Source organism: Mycobacteriales bacterium (assembly GCA_030697205.1).
In the GTDB taxonomy this organism is placed as follows: domain Bacteria; phylum Actinomycetota; class Actinomycetes; order Mycobacteriales; family SCTD01; genus JAUYQP01.
Genome location: JAUYQP010000006.1, coordinates 32,899 through 58,750, shown reverse-complemented (window position 1 = coordinate 58,750; position 25,852 = coordinate 32,899). Strand labels below are relative to the sequence as shown.

The window sequence follows — 25,852 nt, the reverse complement described above, 5'->3', positions numbered from 1 at the left end:
GCCCCGGGCCGGTCGACCCCTACTGGTGGCTCGGGATGTCGACGCTCACCGTCGGGTCGGACGTGTGTGACAGACCGCTGGTCCCAGGCAGGCCGCACAACTGCGCCCCGGTGACGCCGCTCGGCAGGTCGCCGGTCACGGCGGTGGTGACGTCGTCCGTGCTGCCGGGACCGGTGGACGCCGTCCCGGCGACGAGGGTCGCCGTGCCCTGGTGGCAGACCAACACGATCACCTTGTGGAGCTGGGTGTTGGTGAACTCCAGGTTGGTCGTCTGGCCGGCTGATGTCGTCCCCAGCCCGACTGTGACGCACCGCGGCGCTGCTACGGCGTAACCGCTCCGGCCCAAGGTCTCGACGACGCAGTAGGAGCCCAGCGGCACGCTCGCGAAGCTGGTCGTGCCGTCCGCACCCGTGAGTTGCTGGGCGATGCCGAGGGTCGTCTCTGTCGTCTCCCACGTGCCGCTCGTGTCGGCGTCGACGTAGAGCGTGAAGCCGATGCCGGCCATCGCGCCGCCGTCATCGTCGCTCTTCGAGACGTTGATCGTGCCGGGCGCGGGGTTGTCCGTGACCTCGAGGTTCTCCCCCCAGTCGACGGTGCCCTCACCGGCCGCCTCCTGGGCGTCGGCGATCCGGGTCGCGCAGTCGTCGCCAGCGGTCACCGTCGCGGTGCCGTCACTGGCGGTCGAGTAGCCGGCGGGTGGCGTGGTCTCGCTGATCGTGTAGCTGCCCGGGACCAGGTCGTCGACGCAGTGCACCCCGGCCACGCTCGTGGCCGCCACGGTCCCGGTCACGGTGGCGTCGTCGTCCGACGTGTAGCTGAACGCCGCCCCGCCGAGCAGCGCGCCCGCCGGGTCGACCTTCGTGACGAGCAGCGAGCCGAGCAGCCGCTCGTTGGCCACCGTCACGGCAGGTGGTGTCGTGGCGGTCACCGTGCTGCACGCACCGGCGTTGCTCGCCTCGGTCGGGGTGAACGACGGGATGGCGTCGTCGCCGTCGTAGCCGCCGGGCGTGGTCGACTCCGTGATCGAGTACGCCGTGCCGTAGAAGAGCTTGTCGATGCAGAAGCGACCTCCACCCAGGTCCGTCATCTGGGTCGTCCCGGCCTGGTTGGCCGGGGAGATCGTGAAGGCCGCGCCGTCCAGCGGGTCGGTGCCGTCGGTCTTCAGCAGCACCAGCCGGCCGCAGTTCGAGATGTCGACACCCGCAGGTCGCACGAAGTCCTTGACCGCCGAGGTGAAGGAGTCCGACGACCGGCTCTTGAGGTAGGCCGACCCGAGCGAGCTGCAGGACCCGGCCACGAAGATCTCCGAGAGGTCGATCGAGGCCTCGCCGAAGGTCCGCGCGCTGTAGGTCCGACCGGTCAGCGTCGAGGTCACGGCGTCCGAGTTGATGGACCCGAGGGCCTTGTCGGCGGCGAGCGAGTCCGCGACCCACTGCGAGCCGTCCCACTTCTTCAGCCCGATGGAGGCTGTGGTGCCGCCGCGAGCGAGGTCGTAGGTGATGAGGAGGTCGTTGGTGCTCCGCGTCGGCGTCACGCCGTTGGCCGAGCAGTCGTCGCGGTTCTTGCCGGATGCGACCGTCGGACAGGTCTTCGCGTTGAGCTCGAAGTCCATGTTCGTCGTCCCGCTCGGCTCCTGGACCCGCGACCAGAACAGGTGCAGGAACTGCCCGTCGGCGTTGCGCTCGACCCACGAGCCGAACTCGAGCAGGTCGCTCTTGTTGGGCGGGATGGAGCCCGCGACGACGGAGGGGACCGGGGTGTCCTCCTTCGTGCCGTTGCCGAAGCTGTCGTCGCCAGAGCCAGACGGCTGGTCGACCTGCACCAACGCCGTGGAGGCGTTGGCGGCCGTCCCCTGGAAGGTGTTCAGGCTGTTCCAGTCCTTCGTGCCCCAGGGCGTCGTGTTGGTCGGCGCCGGCCCCGTCGTCTCCACGACCGCGTTGCCGTCCTTGCTCTGGAACTGGCTGCCCGTGAGGCCCCACTCGTTGGCGACCGCGGCGCCCGAGGTGCCCACTGCGGCCCCGGCTAGCACCAGGCCCGCGAGTGCGGGTGGCAGTCCGACGCGGCTGCGCCACGACGCCCGGGCGCGGGACGGGTTCTGGCTCATGACGGCTCCTTCGCCGTAGCCGGGCAGTGACCGATGGCGCGGGAAAGGCTCGTCCCGAGGACTCGCAGCCGCCATGGCCCGACCGGGCTGTGTCGGTCGGTGACCCTCCGTGACAAGGGCCAGCGGGGCGTCCGGTTCCGCCGGAGCGAGGGCTTCTGGGGTGACCCGGAGTGACCAGCCCGTCAGCGCGCTCCACCTGCTCGCTAGGCTCGCGAGACCGGTACGACGAGGGAGTCACGTGCGCAAGGTCCTGATCGCCAACCGCGGCGAGATCGCCGTCCGTGTCGCGCGCGCCTGCAAGGACGCCGGCCTGACCTCGGTCGCCGTCTACGCCGAGCCCGATCTCGACGCGCTGCACGTGCGCGTCGCCGACGAGGCCTACGCCCTCGGCGGCACGACGCCGGGTGACTCCTACCTGCGCATCGACAAGGTGCTCAAGGCGCTGGCCGACTCCGGCGCCGACGCGGTGCACCCCGGCTACGGCTTCCTGTCGGAAAACGCCGAGTTCGCCCAGGCCGTCATCGACGCCGGCGCGACCTGGATCGGGCCGTCCCCCGCCGCGATCGCGGCGCTCGGCGACAAGACCACGGCGCGCCACATCGCGCTGAAGATCGGTGCGCCTCTCGTGCCCGGCACCGCCGACCCCGTCAAGGGCGTCGAGGAGGTGCTCGCCTTCGTGGAGGAGCACGGCCTGCCGGTCGCCATCAAGGCGGCCTTCGGTGGTGGCGGTCGCGGGCTGAAGATCGCCCGCACCAAGGAGGAGGTGCCGGAGCTCTACGAGTCGGCCGTGCGCGAGGCGGTCGCCGCCTTCGGTCGCGGCGAGTGCTTCGTGGAGCGCTACCTCGACAAGCCCCGCCACGTCGAGACCCAGGTGCTGGCCGACACCCACGGCAACGTCGTGGTCGTCAGCACGCGTGACTGCTCGCTGCAGCGCCGCTACCAGAAGGTCGTCGAGGAGGCCCCCGCGCCGTTCCTGTCCCAGGAGCAGGTCGACCAGCTCTACAAGGCGTCCAAGGACATCATCCGCGAGGCCGACTACGTCGGTGCCGGCACCTGCGAGTTCCTCGTCGGCGCCGACGGCCTGATCAGCTTCCTCGAGGTCAACACCCGCCTGCAGGTCGAGCACCCCGTCACCGAGGAGGTCACCGGGGTCGACCTGGTCCGGTGGCAGTTCCGCATCGCGCAGGGCGAGGCGCTCGACATCACCGACCCGGTCGCCCGCGGCCACTCCTTCGAGTTCCGCATCAACGGCGAGGACCCGGGTCGCGGCTTCCTGCCCGCCCCCGGCACCGTCACGACCTTCGTCGCGCCCTCGGGCCCCGGAGTCCGCGTCGACAGCGGCGTCGGCTCCGGCGACGTCATCGGTGGCGCCTTCGACTCGCTGCTCGCCAAGCTCATCGTCACCGGTGCGACCCGCGAGGAGGCGCTGCAGCGCTCCGCCCGGGCGCTCGACGAGCTCGTCGTCGACGGCATGGCCACCCTCATCCCGTTCCACCGCAAGGTGGTCCGGGACCCGGCCTTCACCTCCGAGCCCTTCACTGTCCACAACCGCTGGATCGAGACCGAGTTCGACAACGACCTCGAGCCCTTCGGCGCCGCCGCCGGCGCGGACGACGCCGCAGAGCCCCGCGAGACCGTCGTCGTCGAGGTCGGCGGCAAGCGCCTCGAGGTGTCCCTGCCGGCCGGTCTCGGTGCCTCAGCAGGCCCCGCCAAGAAGGGCCCCGCCAAGCGCGCCGCCGGTGGCCGCAAGGCCGGCGCCGCCGCGTCGGGCGACTCCCTCACCTCACCGATGCAGGGCACCATCGTCAAGGTCGCCGTCGAGGACGGCGCGACCGTCGAGGCCGGTGACCTCATCGTCGTGCTCGAGGCGATGAAGATGGAGCAGCCCCTCAACGCCCACAAGGCCGGCACCGTGACCGGCCTGTCCGCCGCCGTCGGCGAGGTCGTCACCGCCGGCTCAACCCTCTGCGACATCAAGGACTGAGATGATCACCATCGTTGGGCGATGGTGATCATCTCGCGACGACACGCCGCGACGTCTCGCGACACGATCAGACACCTCAGACGGGTACGACGCAGCGCGTCCGCCGGTCCGGGTCTCGCACGGACCCCCCGCCGCCGCCTGCCTGCTGGCGGCCGCGCGGTCGGCGTACCTCTCCTGCTCAGCGGTGGGTGATCGTCTCGCGACGACACGCCGTTGCCCCACGCGAGATGATCACCATCACGCAACGATGGTGATCATCTCGTGTCACCCCCCGTGCAGCATCAGCTGGCGCGCTGACTCCGTCAGTGACCCGGACAGGGACGGGTAGATCGAGAAGGTGTGGGCCACCTGGTCCACCGTCAGCCCGTTCTGCACGGCGAGCGCGATCGACAGGATCAGCTCGCTGGCGTGCGGCGCGACGACGACCCCGCCCAGCACCGATCCGGACCCGGGCCGGCAGAACAGCTTCACGAATCCGTCGGTGATGCCCTCCATCTTGGCGCGCGCGTTGGTCGCGAGCGGCAGCTTGAGGACGTGGGCGGTCAGCACCCCTGAGTCGACCTGCTGCTGGGTCACCCCGACCGAGGCGACCTCAGGGTCGGTGAAGACGTTGGACGACACCGACCACAGGGTGAGCGGTGCGACGGCCTCGCCGAGGGCGTGCCACATCGCGATGCGCCCCTGCATGGCGGCGACGGAGGCGAGCATGAGCACGCCGGTGCAGTCGCCCGCGGCGTAGACGCCCGGGGCGGTCGTGCGCGACACCCGGTCGACCTTGACGAAGCCGCCCTCGTCGAGGGTCACCCCGGCCTCCTCGAGCCCCATGCCGGCGGTGTTGGGCACCGAGCCGACGGTCATGAGGACGTGCGATCCCTCGACGACCGTGCCGTCGGTGAGCGTGACGACCACACCGTCACCGACCCGCGCGACGGATGCGGCCCGCCCTCGCTGGATGTGCATGCCCCGCCGGGTGAAGACCTGCTGGAGCAGCTCGGCGGCGTCAGCGTCCTCCGACGGCAGCACCCGCTCGCGCGAGGACACCAGCGTCACCTGGCACCCCATCGCGAGGTAGGCCGCCGCGAACTCCGCGCCGGTGACACCCGACCCGACGACGACCAGGTGCGACGGCAGCTCGGGCAGGTCGTAGAGCTGGCGCCAGTCGAGGATGCGCTCACCGTCGGGCTCGGCCCCGGGCAGCACCCGCGGGTGGGCCCCCACCGCCAGCAGGACCACGTCGGCCGCGACGACCTCGCCGTCGACCGACACCTGTCCCGGCCCGTCGAGCCGGGCCGCGCCGGACAGCACGCGGACGCCCTCGCGGACGAGGCGCGCGGAGATGTCGGCCGACTGCGCGAGCGCGAGCGCCTTGACCCGGGCGTGCACCTCGCCGACAGCCACCCCGACGGTGCCGGTCGCGTGGACCCCGACCCGGTCGGCCTGCGACAGCTCGGTCATGGCGTCGCTGGTGGCGATGAGGGTCTTGCTGGGGACGCAGTCGGCGAGCACGCACATGCCCCCGACGCCGTCGCGCTCGACGAGCGTCACCTCCGCCCCGAGCTGGACGGCGACGAGCGCCGCCTCGTAGCCGGCGGGGCCTCCTCCGATGATGGCGATGCGGGTCACACGCCCATCCTTGCCGATCGTCCCCGGCAGCACGCCCCCGCGTCGGTAGTCTCCGCTCCATGGCGCTCTACGCGGCGTACGGCAGCAACCTCGACCCGGACCAGATGCACGAGCGCTGCCCGCACTCCCCCGTCGTCGGCACCGGCTGGCTCGAGGGCTGGCGGCTGACCTTCGGCGCGGAGGACCTCGGCTGGGAGGGCTCGCTCGCGACCATCGTCGAGGCGCCGGGCCAGCACGTCTTCGTCGGCCTCTACGACGTCACCCGCGACGACGAGCGCGGCCTCGACTCGTGGGAGGGCGCGGACAGCGGCCTCTACCGCAAGATCCGGCTGCGGGTGCACACCCTCGACGGCGACAAGCTCGCCTGGGTCTACGTCCTCGACGGCTACGAGGGCGGCCTGCCCTCCGCGCGCTACCTCGGGGTGCTGGCCGCCGGCGCCGAGGCAGCAGGCGCTCCCGACGACTACGTCGCCGAGCTCCGGTCGCGGGCCTGCCGCTCCGTGGGTCTCTGAGGCGTACGACGCACAGCGCCCGTCAGCGGGCCGGCTCGACAGCGAGGACCGGCGCGTCCGCGGCCAGGGCGCGACGACGCCGGCCCTCCTCGGTGACGACGACCGCCACCGCGACGAGCGTGACCAGACCACCGAGCGCGGTCGTGCCGGTCACCTGCTCCCCCACGAACAGCGCGCCGAGGCCGACCGCGACGACCGGGTTGACGTAGGCGTAGGTCGCGACCTGGCTGACCGGGGCGTTGCCGAGCAGCCAGGTGTAGGCGCTGAAGGCGACGACCGAGCCGAAGACGACCAAATAGGCCAGGCCCCACCACGACTGCGCCTCGACCGCCCCGACGTCGAGGCGCTCCCCTGACAGCAGTCCGGCGACGCCGAGGGCGAGCGCGCCGCCGGCCATCTCGACCACGGTGGCGAGCAGCTGGTCCGGGGGAAGCCCGACGCGGGTGGCCGCGAAGGAGCCCACCGCCCACGACAGCGTCCCTCCGACGACGAGCAGCGCGGCCACGACGCTGACGCCGTCGGGGCGGTTGCCGGGGAGCAGCAGCAGGGCGACCCCCGCGAAGCCGATCCCGACCCCCACGAGGGTCAGCGGGGTCGGCCGGTCGCGGGCGAGCAGCCGCAGCACCACGACGAACAACGGCAGCGCCGCGACCAGCAGCGCCGCCAGGCCGGACGGCAGGCCGCGGTCCTCGGCGAGGGTCACGCCGCCGTTGCCGCCCGCGAGCAGCAGCACCCCGATGCCGGCCGCGGTGAGCAGCTGACGGCGGGTGGCCCGGAAGGCCTGCGGCCCGCGGCGGACCAGCAGGAAGACCGCGAGCAGCGGGGCGGCGAGCGCGAAGCGCATCGACGCGGCGAGCAGCGGCGGCATCGTCTCGACGACGTAGACGATCGCGAGGTAGGTCGATCCCCACACGACGTAGACGACCGCGAGCGCAGTCCAGACCCGGAGCGGGGACGCAGTCCCAGGAGGTGGCACACGTCCATCTGAGCAGGTGCGCCCAGTGCTTTGATCGGCGTATGGGGGACATGGCAGGAAAGACGTGCGTCGTGACCGGGGCGAGCGCGGGCATCGGCTCGGCGACCGCTCTCGGCCTGGCCCGGCGGGGCGCGTCCCTGGCGCTGGTCGGTCGCGACACCGCCCGGCTGGAGAAGGTCGCCCAGCAGTGCCGTGACGCCGGCGCGCCCGAGGTCCGGACCTACGTCGCCGACTTCGCCGAGCTCGCCCAGGTGCGCACCCTGGCCGCGTCGCTGCTCGCCGACCACCCGCGCCTCGACGTCCTGGTCAACAACGCCGCCCTCGTCCTGCAGCACCGGGAGGAGACGGTCGACGGCTACGAGAAGGTCTTCGCGGTCAACCACCTCGCGCCGTACCTCTTGACCCGGCTGCTGCAGGACCGGCTCGTCGCGAGCGCCCCGTCACGGGTGGTGGTCGTCGCCTCCGACGCGCACACCTTCGGCGCGCTCGAGCCCGACGACTACATGAGCACCCGCGCCTTCAAGCCGATGAAGGTCTACGGCCGCAGCAAGCTCGCCAACATCCTGTTCACCCGTGAGCTGGCCCGTCGGCTCGACGGCACCGGCGTGACCGTCAACTGCCTGCACCCCGGTTTCGTCTCGACCTCGCTCGCCCGCGACAACAAGATCGGCGTGCTGTTCCTGAAGCTCGCCAAGCCGTTCATCAAGTCCCCGGCCGACGGAGCGGAGACCACGCTTCAGCTGGCCTGCGACCCGGTGGAGGCCCACGGCGAGTACTTCGCCGACGGCAAGCCCCACCGGCTCAAGGACTACGCGAAGGACCCGGTGACGGCCGCGCGGCTGTGGGACGACAGCGCCGCACTGGTCGGCCGCCTGTGACGGACCGCCCGTGACCACGGTCGTCACCGGCTCCGCGAGCGGCATCGGCAGGGCCGTGCGCGCCCGCCTCGAGGCGGCCGGCGAGCAGGTCCTCGGTGTCGACCTGCACGACGCCGAGGTGGTCGCTGACCTGGCCGACCCTGCCGCCCGACGCGCGGCGGTGCTGCAGATCACCCGACTGGCCCCGGTGCTGCGCGGGGCCGTGACGTGCGCCGGGCTGGGACCGCTACCCGACCGCGACCCAGCGCTGCTCGTGTCGCTGAACCACTTCGGGACCGTGGACCTGCTGGCCGGCCTGCGCCCCCTGCTCGCGCCCGGCGCCGCCGTCGTCGCAGTGTCGTCGAACTCCACGACCTGCCAGCCGGGGGTGCCGCAGCGGCTCGTCGACGCGTGCCTTGCCGGCGACGAGGGCGCAGCGCGGGAGGTGGCCCGGGGCATCGCCACGATGGACGGCGTCTACCCGGCGACGAAGACGGCCGTCGCCCACTGGGTCCGCGCGCAGGCGCCTGCCTGGGTGGCCGACGGCGTGCGCCTCAACGCCGTGGCGCCCGGACTGGTCGAGACGGCGATGACGGCCGAGATGCGGGCCGACGGCACGGTCGCGCCCCTGTTGGCGGCGTTCCCGCTGCCCATGGGTCGGGGAGCCACCGCCGACGAGATCGCTGCCGTCGTCACCTGGCTGCTGAGCGACGAGTCCGCCGTGGTCGTGGGCGCCCTGCTGGTCTGCGACGGCGGCACCGACGCGCTGCTGCGCCCGCGGTCCGTGCCACCGCCTTGGGTCCTCTAGGCGGGCACCAGCGTGTCGTCGTCGGCCAGCAGGTCACCGAGGCGCACCAGGCTGCGGGTCGCGCCACCGAGGGAGAGCTCGAGGGACTTCGCCAGCAGGAAGTAGCGGTGCAGCGGGTAGTCGCGGTCGACGCCGACCCCGCCGTGCAGGTGCTGCGCGGTGTGCGCGACCCGCTGACCGCCCTCGGCGGCCCAGTGCTTCGCGACCGCGACCTGAGTGGCCGCGGGCATCGCGTTGTCGAGCCGCCAGGCGGCCTGCAGCATCGTCAGCCGGATCGCGTGGGAGTCGACGTAGCCCTGGCCGGCGCGCTGCGTCACTGCCTGGAACGACGCGATCGACCGCCCGAACTGCTGGCGGTCGGTGACGTAGGTGGCGGTGAGCCGCAGCGCCGCGTCCGAGACGCCGGACTGCACCGCGCACAGCGCCACCGTCGCGCGCTCGACCAGCCACGGCAGGACCTCACCGGGGGCGTCGGCGCCCAGCAGGTCGTCGGCGGTGACGGCCAGCCCGTCGAGCTCGATCAGCGCGAGCGGCGCCGTGGTCGTCGAGGTCTGCCGCTGCGGCGCGAGCCGGTCGCGACCGACCGCAAAGACCGCGGTGGTCCCGTCGGGCAGCGCGGCCGGCAGCAGCACCACGTCGGCGTAGGTGCCCGCGACCACGGCCGTCTTGACGCCGGACAGCACCCAGCCGCCGTCCGTGGCCGCGGCCGTGGTCGCGGGGGTGTAGGGGTCGCCGTGCGGCTCGGAGAGCGCGGCCGTGACGACCGCCTCGCCGGTGACGACCTGCCCCAGGACCTCCTGCTGCGCCGGCGTTCCGAAGCGGGCCAGCGGCAGCGCGCCGAGGGCGAGGGTCAGTGCGGGGACGTCAGCGGCGGTCCGGCCGACCTCCTCGAGCAGCAGGCACAGCTCCAGCAGCCCTAGACCCGCGCCGCCGTGCGCCTCCGGCACCGCGGTGCCGAGCAGCCCGGAGGACGCGAGCGAGGCCCACAGGGCCCGATCCACGCCATCGGGGTCGGCAGCGGAGCGCTCCCGGGTGGTGCGGTCCTCGCGTCCGGCGAGGACCTGCGCTGCGAGGTCGCGGATCGCGACCTGCTCGTCGGACAGCGTCATGTCCATGTGGGTCCCCTACCTCTTGGCCATCGGCATGCCGAGGCCGAACGTCGCGATCAGGTCGCGCTGCAGCTCGTTGGTGCCGCCGCCGAAGGTGAGGATCAGCAGGCTGCGGTAGAGCGCCTCGAGCCGCTGGCCCAGCACCGCGCCGGGCGAGCCCTCCTGCAGCGCGGCCCGCTCCCCGATGACCTCCATGCACAGGCGGAAGACCTCGAGGTAGTGCTCGGTGCCGAAGACCTTGATGGTGGAGGCGTCCGCGATCGGCAGGTCTTCTTCCGCGGCGGCCACCCGCCAGTTGGCGAGGCGCAGGAACTCGAAGCCCGACCACGCGCGCGCGAGGTTGACCCGCACCCACTCCTGGTCGATGACGCGCCGGCCGTCGGGCAGCCGCTCGGCCTTGGCCCAGGCGATCGTCTCGTGCAGGACGTTCTCGGCCATGCCGGGGCTGCACAGCGTGACCCGCTCGTGGTTGAGCTGGTTGGTGATGAGCTGCCAGCCCTTGTCCTGCGCGAGCACGAGGTTGGCCGCCGGGACCCGCACGTCGTCCCACGCGACGGTGCAGATGTTGTGGTCGGACAGCAGCGACATCGGCGTCGCGGTGATGCCTGGGGACTTCATGTCGGCGATGAGGATCGAGATGCCGCGGTGGCGGCTGTCCTCGGCTCCGGTGCGCACCGCGAGCCAGCAGTAGTCCGCGTCGCTCGCCAGGGAGGTCCACAGCTTCGACCCCTGTACGACGTAGTCGTCACCGTCCAAGTGGGCGCGCGTCTTCAGCGACGCGAGGTCGGTGCCGGCCTCCGGCTCGGAGTAGCCGATGCAGAAGTGCAGCTCGCCCCGCAGGATGGCGGGCAGGAAGCGCTCCTTCTGCTCGTCGCTGCCGAAGCTCATGATGGTCGGCGCGACCGAGTTGATGGTGAGCATCGGCACCGGCGCACCGGCCCGCATCGACTCGTCGAAGAAGATGAACTGGTCCACCGGACCGCGACCCTGGCCGCCGTACTCCGTGGGCCAGCCGATGCCGAGCCAGCCATCGGCCCCCATCTGCTTGACGACGGACCGCATCGCCGGGCCGATGCCGTGCGACTCCTTCAGCGCGGCGCGGGTGTCGTCGTCGAGCAGGTCGCGGTAGTAGGCGCGCAGCTCCTTGCGCAGCTGCTCCTGCTCGGCGGTGTAGGCGAGTCTCATCGGGTCCCCACGAGGTCGGCGAGCTGCTTCATGACGGCGGGATCGCTCACGCCGCCGAGGATGAGGGTCGTGACAGGGCTCTGCCGCCACAGCTCGAGGCGCTCGGCGATCCGCTCGATCGGGCCGCACAGCGCGATGCCGTCGCAGAGGTCGTCGGGCACCGCCTTGGCGGCCCCGTCGCGGTCGCCGGCGAGGAAGAGCTCCTGCACCCGCTTGGCCTCCTCCTCGAAGCCGAAGCGCGACACGACGTCGAGGTGGAAGTTCTTGTCCTTGGCGCCCATGCCGCCGATGTAGAACGACATCGTGAGCTTGACCCAGTCCAGCGCTTTCTGGGTGTCGTCGTCGACGACGACCGTGACCGGGCAGGCGATCTCGAAGCCGGGCTTGGCGGTGGCCAGCGCGTCGGCGTAGACCGCCGGGGCGTTCTCGACGTGGAAGAAGATGGGCAGCCAGCCGTCGGCGATCTCGCAGGCCAGCTCGACGTTCTTCGGTCCCTCGGCGCCGAGGTAGACCGGGATCTCCGGGCGCAGCGGACGCATGTTGGCCTTCAGCGGCTTGCCCAGGCCGGTGCCACCCGGGTAGGGCAGCGGGTAGTGCGGGCCGTCGTTGGTCACCGGTCCCTCACGGCGCCAGATGTCGCGGCAGATCTGGACGTACTCCCGGGTGCGGGCCAGCGGCTTCGGGAAGGGCTGGCCGTACCACCCCTCCACGACCTGCGGCCCGCTCACACCGAGACCGAGGTTCATGCGCCCGCCCGACAGCCGGTCGAGCGTCATGGCCGACATCGCGGTCGCCGCGGGGGTGCGGGCCGACAGCTGCACGAGCCCGGTGCAGAGCTGCACCCGCGAGGTGTGGGCGCCGATCCACGACAGCGGGGTGAAGGCATCGCTGCCCCACGACTCGGCCGTCCAGACGGAGTCGAAGCCGAGGTCCTCGGCCTGCTTGGCCGGCCCGATCATGTCCCCCGGCCCCTCACCGGACCAGTAGCCGAACTGGTAGCCGAGCTTCAGGTCCGCCATCAGGTCTCCCGGGGCAGGCCGAGGATGCGCTCCCCGACGACGTTGCGCAGGACCTCGCTGGTGCCGCCTGCGATCGTCAGGCAGCGGGTGTTGAGCATGGTGCGGGCGAGCTGCTTGGCGTCGCCCTCGGTCGTGACGCCCTCGGTGCCGATCAGCTCGAAGCGCAGCTCGGCGGCGTCCTGCTGGTGGCGCATGCCGACCAGCTTGCGGACGCTGGAGGCCGGGCCCGGCTCGGCACCGGACAGCTGCCGCAGCGTCGTGCGGAAGGCCAGCAGCGCCTGACCGTGGGCCTCGCAGACGAGGTGCCCGACCCGGTCCTTCAGCAGCGGGTCCACCGACGGCAGTCGGCCGACGTCGGCGAGCACGTCCTCGACGCCGCGACCGAAGGCCGAGCCGCTGCTCATCGCGACCCGCTCGTTGGCGAGCGTCGTGCGGGCGAGCGGCCAGCCGCGGTCGACCTCGCCCACGACGCAGTCGTCGGGGACGAGCACGTCGTCGAGGAAGACCTCGTTGAAGGCTGCCTCCCCGGTGAGCTCGCGCAGCGGCCGCACGTCGACGCCGGTCGTCTTCATGTCCAGCAGGAAGTAGGTGATGCCCTTGTGTCGCTCGGGGCCCTTGCCGGTGCCGCTGGTGCGGGCCAGCAGGATCGCCCAGTCGGCCTTGTCGGCCATCGAGGTCCAGACCTTCTGGCCGTTGATGCGCCAGCCGCCCTCGACCTTCTCGGCCTTGGTCGTCAGGCCGGCGAGGTCGGAGCCGGCGCCCGGCTCGGAGAACATCTGGCACCACACGACGTCGCCGTGCAGGGTCGGGCGCACGAAGCGCTCCTGCTGCTCCGGGGTGCCGTGGGCGACGATCGTCGGCGCGGCCCAGCCGCCGATGATGAGGTCGTGGCGGCGCACCTTCGCCGCTGCGAACTCCTCGTCGATGACGAGCTGCTCGACGGCGGAGGCATTGCGGCCCCAGGGCGCCGGCCAGTGCGGCACCAGCCAGCCGGCGTCGGCGATCGCGGCCTTGCGCTCGGGGCCGTCGGCGGGCAGCGAGGACAGGAAGCCCCGCAGCTCCTCGCGCAGCGCGGTCTGGTCGTCACCGAGGTCGAGGACGAGCGCGCGCCGGGTGCCGGCCAGCGCCAGGTCCGCCGCGCGGGCCCGCCAGACCGACGGGTCACCGAGCAGGGCCCGCAGCGACAGCGCCCGCTTGAGGACGACGTGGGCGTCGTGCTCCCAGGTGTAGCCGATACCACCGAGCACCTGCAGCGCGGTCTTGGCGTTGGTGACGCCCGCCTCGAGAGCGGTCGCCACCGCGATCGAGGCGGCCAGCGCCTGCTCCGGGCCGGCCTGCTCGTCGAGCGCCCGCGCGGCGTCCCACGTCGCGGCCCGTGCCTGCTCGGCGCGCACGAGCATGTCGGCGCACATGTGCTTGACCGCCTGGAAGGCGCCGATCGGCTTGCCGAACTGCTCGCGGGTGCGGGCGTAGGCGGTCGCCGTGTCGAGCGCCCAGCCGGCGAGGCCGGTCAGCTCGGCGGCGACGAGGACCCCGACGACGGTGCGGACCCGCTCGGTGCCGAGCCCGGCGAGGACCCGGTCGGCGGGGACGGCGACGGCCTCGAGCGAGACCTCGGCGGGTCGGCGGGTGCCGTCGAGCCCCGCGAGAGGGGTGACGGTGAGCGCTCCCGCGTCGACGACGAACCACGTCTCGCCGTCGGGGCCCTCTGCACCGAGGAGGAGCACGTCGGCGAGCGCCCCGCCGAGCACCGGGCGCACCGTGCCGGTGACCGTGACGCCCTCGGCGCTGCTGGTCGCGGTGAGGCTGCCCGTCGACAGCGCCACCGCCCCGGTCAGCGAGCCGTCGGCGAGCCCGGGCAGCAGCTCCTTGCCCGCGGTGCCGCCGACCTGGGCGAGCACGGTGCTGGCGAGGGCGGTCGGCAGCGACGGCCCGTGGGCGAGCTCGCGGGCGAGCTCCTCGATCACGACAGCCAGCTCGAGCACGCCGGCACCCGAGCCGCCGAGCTCCTCGGGCACGTGCAGGCCGAGCAGGCCCTGGTCGGCGAGGCCGGTCCACCACCCGGGCCGCTGCTCCGGTCCCTCGAGCGCGTCGCGCGCACTGTCGCGAAGCCCTGCCCGCTGGGCCCAGCCCCGCACGGCCGCAGCCAGCGCCTCGTGGTCCTCGCTCACACCGATCGCCATGCGCCCTTGCCTCCTGCCAGGTGGTGCGCGGATACTAGAACACGTTGCAGTTGTAGCACCAGCGCAACCTGCGCGGTGAGGGATGTCTCGGTCACCGAACGGGTAGAACCGGTGCTACTTTGCGCCACCTTCTGGAAGGATGTCGTCGTGGTCGGAGCAGTTGCCGGGGCGGGCGCACCCCTCGTCGAGAGCGAGACGTCGGCGCAGCGTGCCCGTCGCGCACGCATCATCCAGGCCACCCTCGCCCTCGCCAGCCGCGGTGGTTACGAAGCCGTGCAGATGCGCGAGGTGGCGGAGCGCAGCGAGGTCGCCCTCGGGACGCTGTACCGCTACTTCCCCTCCAAGGTGCACCTGCTCGTCTCCGCGATGGCCCACGAGCTCGACACGATGAGCAGTCGGATGCAGCGCCGCACCATCCCCGGCGAGACCCCGCGCGACCGCGTCGCCTACGTCCTCGAGCGCACCACCCGTTCGCTGCAGAAGGACCCCAACCTCACCGAGGCGATGATCCGGGCAATGATGGCCGCGGACTCCTCGGTCGCCGGCGAGGTCACCGGGATCCGCTCCAGCATGGGCGATCTCATCACCTCCGCCATGCACCCCGGCGGTGACGTGGCGGACGAGGACCTCGCGCGCAGCGGGATCCTCCAGGACGTCTGGTTCGCCCGTCAGATCGCCTGGCTGGGCGGGCGCATCGACGCCGACCAGGTGTGGGCCGACATCGAGCGGGCGATCGACATCGTGCTGAACTGACGCGGAGGGCCGCGACCCTGTGGGGAGAGCGGCCCTCCGTGCGTCGCGCTGCAGACCTCAGTTGACGGCCGGCTCACCTTGCTTGGTCTTGAGGTTGTAGACCTGGTCCTTGCAGCGCTGGGAGCCCTTGGCCGTCGGCTCGACGCGGACGAACTTGCCGCCCTGCACGCGCGTGATCTTCGTGCAGCTGCCGAGCTGGCGGCCGCCGACGTCCTGCGGGCCGAAGAGCCCGCCGCCGTCGTACCTCTTCACCTTGGCGATCTCGGCGAGCAGCAACTTGCGGGTCGGCTTGGGACCGATGTCCTTCATCTTCTCGACGAACAACCGTGCCGCCCCCCACGAGAACTGGCCGAGGCCGGTCGGGACCGCGCCGGGCTTCACCTGGTTGAGCCACTGCGCGTAGAGCTTCAGCTCCGGATTGATGTCGGTCTCCTCGTTGAGCGACCCTGTGACGGCGACGAACGTGCCCTCGGCCGCGTCACCCGCCTGCTTGATGAAGTCCGGGGTGTAGGCGGTCACCGTCGGCTGGTAGACAGCCGGCTTGTAGTTCTGCCGTTGGAACTCCGTCGCGAACGAGGCGGCCTGCTGGTAAGCGCCGGTGAAGGTGACGTACTCGGCGCCATCGCTCTTCAGCTGCTGGACCACCGGGCCGTAGTTGGTCTCGGTGATGCCCACGGCTGGCGTCGAAATGAAGTCGAACCCGAGCAGCGCCTCGGCGGCCTCGACGTCCTGCTGCACCTGCTGGCGCGTGACCTCGCCGTCGATGTAGATGTAGGCGGCCTTCTTGATCGCGTCCGGGAATCGCTCGGCAGCCCAGCCGAAGGTCCCGAGTGACCGCTTGCCACCGGTGCCGGCCGCGTTGATCGGGAAGGCGTTGGGGACCGCCTTCATCTGCTCCGTGGTGGCGATGCCGCGGATGTCGGCGAGTCCGCAGTCGCGGATGACCGGGGCGCCGCCCTGGTCGAAGGCTGAGATAGATCCCACGCCGGCGAAGGCCTCGTTGCATGCCTTGATGCTCTGCTCGCGGTTGCCGCCCGCATCGAGGCGGGAGTCGAGCGAGAGCAGCTTGATCTTGCGGCCGTAGATGGTCTTCTCGCGGGCGTTGAAATAGGCGAAGTAAGCCTTCACCGCGAGCTGGGCGTCCTCGAAGATGCCGGGGACTGCGCCGCTCACGTCGCTGATGTTCGCGATGGTGATGGTGTCGCCGGTGATGCCCTTGTCGGTGGCACCGCCGTTGCCACCCGGCGGCAGCGGCCGGGTGTCGGTGATGGCCCCGGAGCCCGTGGTCCCGCTGGTCCCACTGGTCCCACTGGTGCCGGAGGTGCCACTGGACCCGGTCGAGCCCGTCGCGCTCGACCCGGACGTGCCCGCACCGGTCGTCCCGGTGGTCCCCGTCGTGTCGGTGACACCCGTGGTGCCCGTGGTGTCTCCGCCGGAGGTGACCGCACCCGCGCCGCCGGACGTTCCTCCGGTCTGGGCCAGAGCCTGGGCGCGCTGGTCGTCGGTGAGGCGGGCTCCGCAGGCAGAGGTGAGCAGGCTCGAGACCGCGAGCACGACGACGAGCGCGCGCGACGGGCGGTGGTTCTGACGCATGATGGGTGTCTCCTGGATCAGCTGCTGGGGAGTGAGGCGGGGTCAGACGGAAGCTGCGCGCAGCGGGTCGCACAACCGGCAGGACGTCAGGCCGTCCGCTTCCTTGCTGGTGACGGCGTGGACGTCCTCACGCTGCAACACGATGACGCAGTCGGGCCGGTGGAGCATCGAGCCGTTCACCGTGGCCACGAGACCAGAGGCGTTGGCGCTGCCGTTGAGGCCGCGCTTGCGGGTCCCCCCGGCCTTCGACGCGCCGACCGGCATGGCGGGCAGGCCGGCGATCTCATCACGCACCGAGCGCACGGCCTCGAGCAGCTCCAGACTGAGCGCCTGCTGCTCCCGCGAGGTCCGGACGATCCACGAGCCGAAGAGCACGAACCCACCGGTGATCACCAGGCCGAGCCCGAGCAGACCTCCCGAGATGAGGTAGGGGAGCTGCTCGAACAGGTACGGCGTGCGCGCCGCTCCCCACCAGGACAGCATGACGAGGACCAGCCCGAGCGGCAGCAGCAGGGCGGCGGCGGCAGCCATGGCCTGGTCCGGGACGCGCAGCCGGTCACGCACCGACGTCCGCGGGGCCGCCGTCGCGAATGGGTCGCTGACGGTCACTGGCGTCGAGATCGACGAGGGTGCGGGCCGGGCGGGGGTCATCGGGGTTCCTCACTGGTGGTCGGTGGGGTGTCGCGCAGGTCCGGGAGGTCAGCAGGGGCGCCCAGCGCGCACCCGGGGCCGCCGATGACACCGCCGCCGAGAGCAGCGGCCTGCACGCCGAGCAGACCCCTTGCCCCGAAGCCGGCGAGCGCCAGTCCGGCGAGGACCACCATCGGTCCGACCCCCTTGAAGGGGTCAGGCACGTCGGTCGACGCGGCGAGGGTCGTCGGCACCTGACCCGGCCCGGCGACGGCAGGCGGGACACCAGGGGCGACGGGGGTCGTGACACCGGGGTCCACCGCTCCAGCGAGCGGCGGGGAGCCCGGCGTACCAGGGCTGCCGGGGGTGCCCGGGTCACCGGGGAACACGGGGAACGACGGGAACTCGGGGAAGTCGACCGTCAGCGGCAGGCTAGCGCTCGACGTGACGCGAGCATCACCGATGACGTAGGTGATCTTCGGTTGCGCGGACAGCGTGTAGAACAGCGGGCCCCGTGGCTGCACCGGTGCTCCTGGGAGGTCCGGCACGCTGCCGAAGACGGAGCCGAGGGCGTCGTTGAGCTGCGGGAACATCGACAGCGTCTGGCGGGCCAGCACCGTGTCGACGGTGACGGTCAGACCGCGGGCGGCCCGGGCACCCTGCACCCCGGCGTCGGTGTCGCTGATGACCGGCGGCTCGATGGTGAATCCGAGCATCTCCATCAGCGCCGTCGCGTCGCCGGGCAAGCCCGGGATGGGGGTGGCCGACCCGCCGCTGGGCTTGACGCCCTCGTTGTCGATGACGAGGCCCTGGCCCAGGAACGACAGGCCGCTCACCCTGGTGCCACCGCTCGAGCTGCCGACGAGGGCGTCGCTGCGTGCCTCCAGCGTGGTCACGACCGATTCGATCTTGAGCATCCCGAGGATGGTCACGTCGCTGACCGTGGAGACGACCTTCGCGACGCTGACGTCCTTGACGGCGTCCTTGCTCTTGGGATCCTTCACGATGGTCAGCGAGGAGGTCGACTCGGCGTTGCCCACCGAGAGCGCCACGGACGGCTCAGGGGCAAGGGTGGCCGCTCGGGCCGACACGTCGAGGCCCTGCGCCTGGCTCTTCATGGTGATGGCCTGCGCGTCGCTGTTATCGGCCTCGAACGGGCCACCTGGATAGGCCGCGGTGGCGGCCAGGGGGTAGCTCGCCTGCCCCTCGGTGAGGGCGCCCAGGCCGGTGCCCAACAGGTTGCCCGGCCACAACGTGCTGGCGAGAGCCCGACCGGTCGGACCGGTGTTGAAGCTGGACAGCGTGTAGGAGAGGTCGGCCTCGGCGATGGCGGCGCCGGGGCTGCGCGGGATCGGTATGGCCGGATCGTCGACCAGGACGCGAAGGGGCGCGCCCTCGGCCTCGGCGAAGAAGCCGCCGAGGTCGCTCTCGGTGCGCGGTTCGGCTGCGGTGACCGGCCCGGAGAGCACGGGCACCGAGGCCGCCACCGCGAGTCCGGTGACCATGGCGCCGAGCGACGCACGGCGCCGTGATGGCATGCGACGTGACATCATGCTGCTCCTCCTAGATAGGCGGCCGAGAGCTCTGCTTCGACGTCCTTGGGTTCGCCGACGGCCGTGATGCGGCCGCCGACCATGACAACCGCGTAGTCCGCGACCGCGAGCGCCCTGCGGGCGAACTGCTCGACGACCAGGACGCTCACGCCCGTCGCCGCGATCTCTCCGACGAGCTCGTAGAGCTGGCCGACGATCAGGGGGGCGAGGCCCATCGAGAGCTCGTCGAGCATGAGCAGTGCGGGGTCGGTCGACAGGGCGCGGGCCATGGCCAGCATCTGCTGCTCGCCGCCGGAGAGCCGACCGGCCAGCTGGGTGCGGCGCTCCCGCAACCGGGGGAACTGGTCGAAGGTCCGCTCGCGGACATCCTGCTCCGACGCGGTCGCGGTGTAGGCGAACAGCCGGATGTTCTCGTCGACGCTGAGGTTGGGGAAGATCCCGCGACCCTCGGGCACGGTGCACAGCCCGGCTCGGGCGAGCCGGTCGGGGTCGGCGCCGTTGAGGTGGTGACCGGAGAGGTGCACGTGACCGGCGGTGGCCTCCATCTGGCCGCTGGCGACCCTCAGCGTGGTGGTCTTGCCCGCGCCGTTCGGGCCGAGGAGGGCCACGACCGAGCCCCGCGGCACGACGAGGTCAACCCCGTGCAGGACCTCGATGCGGCCGTAGGCGGCCGTGACACCGATCAGCTCGAGTGCGTGCGGTGCCGTCGTGTCGGTCATGCCGGAACCTCCGCCAGCGCGCCTTCGACGACCGCGGCTGCCTCGTCGTCGGCACCGAGGTAGGCGTCCTGGACGCGCTTGTCGCTCGCGATGGCCTGCGGGGGGCCAGTGGCGATGATCTGCCCGAAGTCGAGCACGTGGATCGTCGAGCACAGCGCCATGACGAGCTCGACATCGTGCTCGACGATGAGCACGGAGCGGCCGTCGTCGACAGTGAGCGAGCGCACCAGGGCCTTGAAGTCCTCGGTCTCGTCGTCGGACAGTCCGGACGAGGGCTCGTCGAGCAGCAGCACGCGCGGGTCACAGGCAAGGGCACGGGCCAGCTCGGTGAGCCTCGCGATGCCGGTCGGGACGGAGTCCGCGGTGACGTCGGCGAAGGCGCGCAGGCCGACCCGCTCGAGCAGCTCGTCGCGGACCCGGGTGGGCTCCGCGATGCCCCGCATCTCCGCCGCCACCCGGATGTTGTCGCCGACCGACAGCGACCCGAAGACCTCCAGTCGCTGGAAGGTGCGGCCGATGCCGAGCTGCGCCCGCTTCCGCGGGGCGATGTCGGTGATGTCCTTGCCCTCGAAGCGGACCCGGCCGCTCGTCGGCGTCTGCAGCCCCGTGATGACGTTGAACAGCGTCGTCTTGCCGGCGCCGTTGGGACCCATCAGCCCGACGGCGCAGCCCTCCTCGACGCCGAAGCTGGCGTCGGCGACCGCGACGACGCCGCCGAAGCGGACCTGGACCGACTCGACCTCAAGAAGCACCGACAGCCACCTCCTCGCGGGCGGGCGCGGTGGTCGGCACCGGCGGGCTGGCAGGGGCGTTGCCGCTGACCGGCGCGGCAGGCCCGCGACCGAACAGCCTCCTGGGGAGGTTGAACAACACGTTGGCGACGCCGTTGGGGTTGCCCCCCAGGCTGAGGATGGCCGCGAACAGCAGCACGTAGGTCAGACCGATGATCGTGGGTGACTCACCGGCCACCGTGGGGATGACGAACTGGTAGGTCATGCCGCCGATGAAGACGCCGGTCACGCTGGTGACGCCTCCGACCACGGCGAACAGCAGCAGCGGCAGGCTGTTGAAGAACAGGAAGTCCGCGGTGCTCACCGAGACGTTCATGCCGGTGTAGAGCGCGCCCGCGACACCGGCGAGACCGGCGCTGAGGGCGAAGACCGCGACCCGGACCGCCCTGGTGTTGTAGCCGAGAGTCGCGCAGGCCGCCTCGCTGTCGCGCGCTGCGAGCAGGATGCGGCCGTACTTCGAGCGCCGAACGCCGAGGACCACGAGCGCGGTGAGCACGAAGGTGACCGCCACGGCCATCGTCATGGCGCGCTCGCCGGTGAGGTCGATCCCGAACAGGTCCACTTGCGTGCGCTCCAGGGTGAAGGAGCCACCGCCGGCGCCGAAGCCGAACTTGGTCTGGAAGAGCATGGAGTCGAGCGCGCTGGCCACGCCGAGGGTCGCCAGCCCGAGGTACAGACCGCGCAGCCGCAGTGCTGGCAGCGCCACGATCGCGCCGAGCAGCGCGGTCGCGAAGAAGGCGACGACGAGCGTCAGCAGCGACAGCTCGGCCTCGAGGAAGGGCAGCAGCCTGCCGCCGACGACGAGCGCACCGACGCCGACGAAGGACAGCTGGCACAGCGACACGTCACCGCCGTAGCCGACCAGCAGCACCAGGCTCAGCATGATCAGCGGGAAGCACAGCGCCTGGCCGTAGCGCGCCACGGTCGACTCCGCCATCAACCCGGTCACCAAGTAGGTGCCGACCAGGAAGACCACGGAGAAAGCCAGCGTCTTCGCCCAGGACGGCAGCGGCGGAAGCACCGTGCCCGACACGCGCCCGACCCGCAGCTTGTCCTGCGGCAGCAGCAGCATGACCGCGAGCAGGAAGATGGTCGGCAGCGCGATGCGCGTCCCCTGGATGAGGCCACCGAGCCTCTGGTCGAGGTCAGGGGGGATGTTGCCGACGATCCACTGGGCGTAGGACGTCATCAGGCCGAGCACCAGCGCCCCGACGAAGGTGCGCGGGAGGTTCTTCAACCTGCCGACCATCGCCGCGGCGTAGGCAGCGATGACGAGCAGCGTGAGGTTGAGGTAGTCCAGCCGCAAGGTCGGGACGAGCAGGATGCCGGCCAGCGCGGCCAACGAGCAGCCGATTGCCCAGGAGATGCCGCCGAGCAGGTTGGGGCGGGCACCGTGCAGCGCCAGCAGCTCGCGGTTGTCGACGACGGCGCGCATGGCCGTGCCGGTGCGCGTGCGGCTCAGCAGCAGGAACAGGCCGAGCGCCGTCAGCAGGCCGACCACGAAGGTGATGATGTCCTGCGCCGTGACGAAGTAGACCGACAGGTCCAGGCCGCTGCCGTTGAGGAAAGGGTCGACGCGGCGACCCTCCGGCGGCCAGACGACCTGCGCCACGCCGATGAGCATGACGAGCAGCCCGACCGTCATGACGAGCGCGATGACGGCCGGCGCCTCCGTGAGCTTGCGCATCATGAAGCGCTCGAGCACAAAGCCGAGCAGTGGCGCCGCAACGCCCACGACCAGGACCAGCCCAAGCAGGCTCGGCAGGCCTTGCGCGACGACGAGCTCCCAATACAGGAAGGCCATGATCATGCCGACCGCGCCGTGGGCGACGTTGAAGACGTTGGAGGTCGCGTAGGTCAGCACGAGCCCGGAGGCAGCGATCGCGTAGGCCGACCCGGCGATCAGCCCGATGATCGTGAAGGCCAGGAACTGCCTCACGGGCAACTCACGGGCGACAGCCCCCGGCTCGGGGTGGCGCTCGGGGGGGCGAGCGGCAGCACGGGCTCTCCTCGTTGCGGTCGTCCACTGGGTGCCCACCCCGGGTCAGGGAGGCGGGGCGGGCGGGTCGTGCGTCGTACGTCTCTGCGGGTGTGGGGGGACCCGCTGGTGTGACTCTTCGACATCAGGCGGGAAACTCCTGTGCACTGGGTCACATCGAACCTCATGCTCCGTCGGTTGCGGCTGTGTGTCGAGGGACGAAGCAGGGCGATCCCGGTCACCGAGACGCCCTCAGGACAGGCTGTAGAACGCGCCCCCGATGAAGGTCTGCTGTGGGTCGCGGTCGGCGAAGTAGCTGCCGAGCGCTCCGTCGAGGTCCTCACCGGTCCAGGCGGGGCCGCTCGCGTCGAAGCGCTTCTCGACCGCAGGCGCGCTCGCGAGCGCGATCATCGGGCCGTAGGCCACGAAGACCTGGCCGCTGATCGCCTCGCCGGCCGGGCTCGCGAGGTAGGCCACCAGCGGGGCGACCTTGTCGGCCGACAGCGCGTCGTCTCCCTCGGGGGCTGCCCCGAAGACGTCGGCGGTCATCGCGGTGCGGGCGCGCGGGCAGATGACGTTGGCCTTGACGCCGTAGCGGCCGCAGGCGTTGTGGATCGACAGGGTCAGCGCGGTGATGCCCGACTTGGCCGCGGCGTAGTTGGGCTGGCCGCCGGAGCCGTAGAGGAAGGCCTCGCTGGAGGTGTTGACGACCCGTGCGTAGACCGGCTCGCCGGCGGCCTTCGAGCGGTCGCGCCAGTGCGCGGTCGCGAAGCGCGAGGTCGCCGCGTGGCCCTTGAGGTGCACCGCGATGACGGTGTCCCACTCGGACTCGCTGATGTTGAAGATCGTGCGGTCGCGCAGGACGCCGGCGTTGTTGACGAGCACGTCGAGCTGGCCGAACTCGCTGACTGCCGTCTGCACGAGGCCCTCGGCGACCGACCAGTCCGAGACGTCGCCGACGCCGGCGACGGCCTGGCCGCCGGCCGCGGTGATCTCCTCGACCACGGCGTGGGCGGCGTCGGCCGAGAAGTCGTTGACCACGACGGCGGCACCCGTCGCGGCGAGGGCGAGGGCCTCGGCGCGGCCGAGACCGGCTCCGGCCCCGGTGACGAGGGCGGAGCGGCCGGTGAGGGAGAGGCGGTCGGACACGTGGTTCCTTCTCTAGAGGACGGGCTCGGCGGCGAGGGTCGCACCGATGCTGAGCAGCTGGGACTGGGCCGACCCGAGCGCGAACTCGAGGTGCTTGGACCAGCGGAAGTAGCGGGACAGGGGGTACTCCACGTCGACACCCATGCCGCCGTGGACGTGCTGGGTGGCGTGCGCGACCCGGTGACCGCCCTCGGCGGCCCACCACTTCGCGACCCGGGCCTCCTGACGGCCGGGCAGCTCGGCGTCGAGCAGCCAGGCGCCCTGCAGCGTCGTCAGGCGCATCCCCTCCACGTCGACGTAGGCGTCGGCCAGGCGGTGACCGACGGCCTGGAAGGTCGCGATGGGCCGGCCGAACTGCACGCGGCCGGTCGTGTAGGTCGCCGACATGGCCAGCGCCCGGCCGCTCACGCCGAGCGCGAGGGCGGCGAGGCCGACGTGGGCTCGGTCGAGCAGCCAGCCGAGCGCGTCGGCCCCGGTGTCCGGGCCGACGAGCAGCTCGGCGACCGCGTCGGCGAGCTCGAGCTCGCCCTGCGGCTGGCCGTTGGTCGAGGTCTGCGCGCGAGACGTGACGCCCGCGGCGGTCGGGTCGAGCAGGGCCAGGACGACGCGGCCGTCGACGAGCGACGCGGGCACCAGCACCCTGCGGGCCTGCAGGAGCAGGGGTACGCCGGACTTCGTGCCCGTCAGCCGCACCGTCTCGCCGTCGAGGACAGCCGTGGTCAGCGGGCGGGTGAGGTCGTCGCGGCCGGTCTCGTTGAGGGCCGCGGTGAGCACGGCCGTGCCGGCGGCGACGTCGGGCAGGTCGCGCTGCTGCTGCTCGGGCGTGCCCCAGCGCGCGATCGGCAGGGCCGCGGTGAGGACCGTCTCGAACAGCGGCACCTGGGCGACGTGGGCACCGACCTGCTCGAGCAGCAGGACGAGCTCGATGAGGCCGAGGCCCGAGCCGCCGTGCTCCTCCGGGAGGGCCGCGCCGACGACGCCGGCGTCGGCGAGGGTGCGCCACAGCTCGAGGTCGAGCCAGGTGCCGTCGTCCTCCAGCTGCTGCAGGCGCTTCGGGGTCGCGCGCTCGCCGAGGATCTGGGTGGCGAGCGCGACGAGCGCCCGCTGGTCGTCGGTCGTGGAAAAGTCCATGTGTCGCAGTCCTTTAGCGCGGTGCGCGGGGCATGCCGAGACCGACCATCGCGATGATGTCGCGCTGGATCTCGTTGGTGCCGCCGCCGAAGGTGAGGATGAGGGTGTTGCGCATCGCGCGCTCGAGGTCCGCGCCGAGGATCGCCCCGGCGGAGTCCTTGGTGAGGGTGCCGCCCTGGCCGAGCACCTCCATGAGGGTGCGGTAGGCCTCGATGTAGAGCTCGCTGCCGAGCACCTTCACGGCGCTCGCGTCGGCGGCGTTGAGGGTGCCGGTGGTCACCGACCAGGCGACCTTCCAGTTGAGCAGCTTGAGGAACTCCGTCTTGGCGTGGATGCGGGCCAGACCGGTCTGCACCCACTCCTGGTCGATGACGCGGCGGCCGTCGGAGAGCTTCGTGTCCTGGGCCCAGCGGCGTACCTCGTTGAGCTTGCGCTCGACGGTGCCCGCGCTCGACAGGCTGACCCGCTCGTGGTTGAGCTGGCTGGTGATGAGCTCCCAGCCGCGGTTCTCGCCGAGCACGACGTTGGTGACGGGGACGCGCACGTCGGAGTAGTAGGTCGCGCTGGTGTAGCCGCCACCTACGGTGTTGACGGGGGTCCAGCTGAAGCCCTCGGCATCGGTCGGGACAAGGATCATCGACAGGCCCTTGTGGCGCTTGGCGTCCGGGTCGGTGCGGCAGGCCAGCCAGATCCAGTCGGCATGCTGGATGAGCGACGTCCACATCTTCTGGCCGTTGATGACGTAGTGGTCACCGTCGCGGACCGCCGTCGTCGTGAGGCTCGCGAGGTCGGTGCCGGCACCGGGCTCGGAGTAGCCGATCGAGAAGTGCAGCTCCCCGGCGAGGATCTTCGGCAGGAAGTAGTCCTTCTGCTCGGGGGTGCCGAAGGCCATGATCGTCGGACCGACGGTGTTGGTCGTCAGGAACGGCACCGGCACGGCGGCGCGCTGCGCCTCGTCGAAGAAGATGTACTGGTCGAGTAGGTTGCGGCCCTGCCCGCCGTACTCCTTCGGCCAGGAGATGCCGAGCCAGCCGTCCTTGCCGAGCTGGCGCACGACCTGCTTGTAGGTCGGGCCGTCGAGCTCGCCGCGGGACAGGCCGGCGACCGTCTCCGGAGTCATGAGCTGCGCGAAGTAGGCGCGGAGCTCGTCCTTGAGCGCCTGCTGCTCGGGGGTGTAGGTGAGGTGCATGCCGTC

The 25,852-nt window shown here is 71.8% G+C and carries 21 protein-coding genes; 5 read left to right on the top strand and 16 right to left on the bottom strand.

Annotated elements, in window-relative coordinates:
• Nucleotides 1-19: 19 nt before the first annotated feature.
• The gene (locus tag Q8R60_01115) at nucleotides 20-2,104 is read right to left on the bottom strand and encodes a SpaA isopeptide-forming pilin-related protein (protein MDP3711067.1); all 2,085 of its coding nucleotides are present in this window, start codon (nucleotides 2,102-2,104) and stop codon (nucleotides 20-22) included.
• Between the two features lie 238 nt (nucleotides 2,105-2,342).
• On the opposite strand from Q8R60_01115, the gene Q8R60_01110 reads away from it, so the two are divergent.
• Nucleotides 2,343-4,088, top strand: a complete 1,746-nt coding sequence (locus Q8R60_01110) for a biotin carboxylase N-terminal domain-containing protein (protein MDP3711066.1) — start codon at nucleotides 2,343-2,345, stop codon at nucleotides 4,086-4,088.
• 264 nt (nucleotides 4,089-4,352) lie between these two features.
• Here the strand turns inward: Q8R60_01110 and Q8R60_01105 are convergent, their stop codons facing one another.
• The gene (locus tag Q8R60_01105) at nucleotides 4,353-5,711 is read right to left on the bottom strand and encodes an NAD(P)H-quinone dehydrogenase (protein MDP3711065.1); all 1,359 of its coding nucleotides are present in this window, start codon (nucleotides 5,709-5,711) and stop codon (nucleotides 4,353-4,355) included.
• A 59-nt stretch (nucleotides 5,712-5,770) separates the two neighbouring features.
• Here Q8R60_01105 and Q8R60_01100 point away from each other — a divergent pair, with 59 nt between their 5' ends.
• Nucleotides 5,771-6,223, top strand: coding sequence for a gamma-glutamylcyclotransferase family protein (locus Q8R60_01100; protein MDP3711064.1), 453 nt, complete (start codon nucleotides 5,771-5,773; stop codon nucleotides 6,221-6,223).
• Nucleotides 6,224-6,245: 22 nt separating this feature from the next.
• On the opposite strand, the gene Q8R60_01095 is transcribed toward Q8R60_01100, so the two are convergent.
• A complete protein-coding gene (locus tag Q8R60_01095) occupies nucleotides 6,246-7,199 on the bottom strand; it encodes an EamA family transporter (GenBank protein MDP3711063.1) in 954 nt (317 codons plus the stop codon).
• A 71-nt stretch (nucleotides 7,200-7,270) separates the two neighbouring features.
• On the opposite strand from Q8R60_01095, the gene Q8R60_01090 reads away from it, so the two are divergent.
• Together Q8R60_01090 and Q8R60_01085 are read left to right on the top strand one after the other, a co-directional pair.
• Nucleotides 7,271-8,077, top strand: coding sequence for an SDR family oxidoreductase (locus Q8R60_01090; protein ID MDP3711062.1), 807 nt, complete (start codon nucleotides 7,271-7,273; stop codon nucleotides 8,075-8,077).
• A gap of 10 nt (nucleotides 8,078-8,087) precedes the next feature.
• Nucleotides 8,088-8,864, top strand: a complete 777-nt coding sequence (locus tag Q8R60_01085; GenBank protein MDP3711061.1) for an SDR family oxidoreductase — start codon at nucleotides 8,088-8,090, stop codon at nucleotides 8,862-8,864.
• Here Q8R60_01085 and Q8R60_01080 read toward each other — a convergent pair.
• The 4 genes from Q8R60_01080 to Q8R60_01065 are packed head-to-tail and all read right to left on the bottom strand — an operon-like array spanning nucleotide 8,861 to nucleotide 14,360.
• Nucleotides 8,861-9,973: an acyl-CoA dehydrogenase family protein gene (locus Q8R60_01080; protein ID MDP3711060.1), complete on the bottom strand. Its 1,113-nt coding sequence runs from the start codon at nucleotides 9,971-9,973 to the stop codon at nucleotides 8,861-8,863. The genes Q8R60_01085 and Q8R60_01080 overlap by 4 nt on opposite strands.
• 15 nt (nucleotides 9,974-9,988) lie before the next feature.
• A complete protein-coding gene (locus Q8R60_01075; GenBank protein ID MDP3711059.1) occupies nucleotides 9,989-11,158 on the bottom strand; it encodes an acyl-CoA dehydrogenase family protein in 1,170 nt (389 codons plus the stop codon).
• On the bottom strand, nucleotides 11,155-12,168 hold the full coding sequence (locus Q8R60_01070) for an LLM class F420-dependent oxidoreductase (GenBank protein ID MDP3711058.1): 1,014 nt from the start codon (nucleotides 12,166-12,168) through the stop codon (nucleotides 11,155-11,157). Before Q8R60_01070 ends, Q8R60_01075 begins: the two co-directional genes overlap by 4 nt.
• 8 nt (nucleotides 12,169-12,176) lie before the next feature.
• Nucleotides 12,177-14,360, bottom strand: a complete 2,184-nt coding sequence (locus Q8R60_01065; GenBank protein ID MDP3711057.1) for an acyl-CoA dehydrogenase — start codon at nucleotides 14,358-14,360, stop codon at nucleotides 12,177-12,179.
• Nucleotides 14,361-14,507: 147 nt separating this feature from the next.
• On the opposite strand from Q8R60_01065, the gene Q8R60_01060 reads away from it, so the two are divergent.
• Nucleotides 14,508-15,113, top strand: coding sequence for a TetR family transcriptional regulator (locus tag Q8R60_01060; GenBank protein MDP3711056.1), 606 nt, complete (start codon nucleotides 14,508-14,510; stop codon nucleotides 15,111-15,113).
• A gap of 57 nt (nucleotides 15,114-15,170) precedes the next feature.
• Here Q8R60_01060 and Q8R60_01055 read toward each other — a convergent pair whose 3' ends face one another.
• The 9 genes from Q8R60_01055 to Q8R60_01015 all read right to left on the bottom strand — a co-directional run bounded on the left by Q8R60_01055 (nucleotide 15,171) and on the right by Q8R60_01015 (nucleotide 25,846).
• Nucleotides 15,171-16,706: an ABC transporter substrate-binding protein gene (locus Q8R60_01055; GenBank protein MDP3711055.1), complete on the bottom strand. Its 1,536-nt coding sequence runs from the start codon at nucleotides 16,704-16,706 to the stop codon at nucleotides 15,171-15,173.
• A 42-nt stretch (nucleotides 16,707-16,748) separates the two neighbouring features.
• On the bottom strand, nucleotides 16,749-17,357 hold the full coding sequence (locus Q8R60_01050) for a hypothetical protein (GenBank protein MDP3711054.1): 609 nt from the start codon (nucleotides 17,355-17,357) through the stop codon (nucleotides 16,749-16,751).
• Nucleotides 17,354-18,841 carry a hypothetical protein gene (locus Q8R60_01045; protein MDP3711053.1) on the bottom strand — a complete coding sequence of 496 codons (1,488 nt, stop codon included), beginning with the start codon at nucleotides 18,839-18,841 and terminating at the stop codon, nucleotides 17,354-17,356. The genes Q8R60_01050 and Q8R60_01045 overlap by 4 nt, the downstream gene beginning before the upstream one ends.
• A gap of 44 nt (nucleotides 18,842-18,885) precedes the next feature.
• Entirely contained in the window at nucleotides 18,886-19,608 is a 723-nt protein-coding gene (locus Q8R60_01040; GenBank protein ID MDP3711052.1) for an ABC transporter ATP-binding protein, read from the bottom strand.
• Entirely contained in the window at nucleotides 19,605-20,366 is a 762-nt protein-coding gene (locus Q8R60_01035; protein ID MDP3711051.1) for an ABC transporter ATP-binding protein, read from the bottom strand. The genes Q8R60_01040 and Q8R60_01035 overlap by 4 nt, the downstream gene beginning before the upstream one ends.
• On the bottom strand, nucleotides 20,350-22,338 hold the full coding sequence (locus Q8R60_01030) for an ABC transporter permease (protein ID MDP3711050.1): 1,989 nt from the start codon (nucleotides 22,336-22,338) through the stop codon (nucleotides 20,350-20,352). The genes Q8R60_01035 and Q8R60_01030 overlap by 17 nt, the downstream gene beginning before the upstream one ends.
• 291 nt (nucleotides 22,339-22,629) lie before the next feature.
• Nucleotides 22,630-23,526 carry a 3-oxoacyl-ACP reductase gene (locus tag Q8R60_01025; protein MDP3711049.1) on the bottom strand — a complete coding sequence of 299 codons (897 nt, stop codon included), beginning with the start codon at nucleotides 23,524-23,526 and terminating at the stop codon, nucleotides 22,630-22,632.
• A gap of 12 nt (nucleotides 23,527-23,538) precedes the next feature.
• Nucleotides 23,539-24,657 carry an acyl-CoA dehydrogenase family protein gene (locus Q8R60_01020; protein ID MDP3711048.1) on the bottom strand — a complete coding sequence of 373 codons (1,119 nt, stop codon included), beginning with the start codon at nucleotides 24,655-24,657 and terminating at the stop codon, nucleotides 23,539-23,541.
• 13 nt (nucleotides 24,658-24,670) lie between these two features.
• Complete coding sequence (locus tag Q8R60_01015) at nucleotides 24,671-25,846, bottom strand: acyl-CoA dehydrogenase family protein (protein MDP3711047.1); 1,176 nt, start codon at nucleotides 25,844-25,846, stop codon at nucleotides 24,671-24,673.
• Nucleotides 25,847-25,852 lie beyond the last annotated feature (6 nt).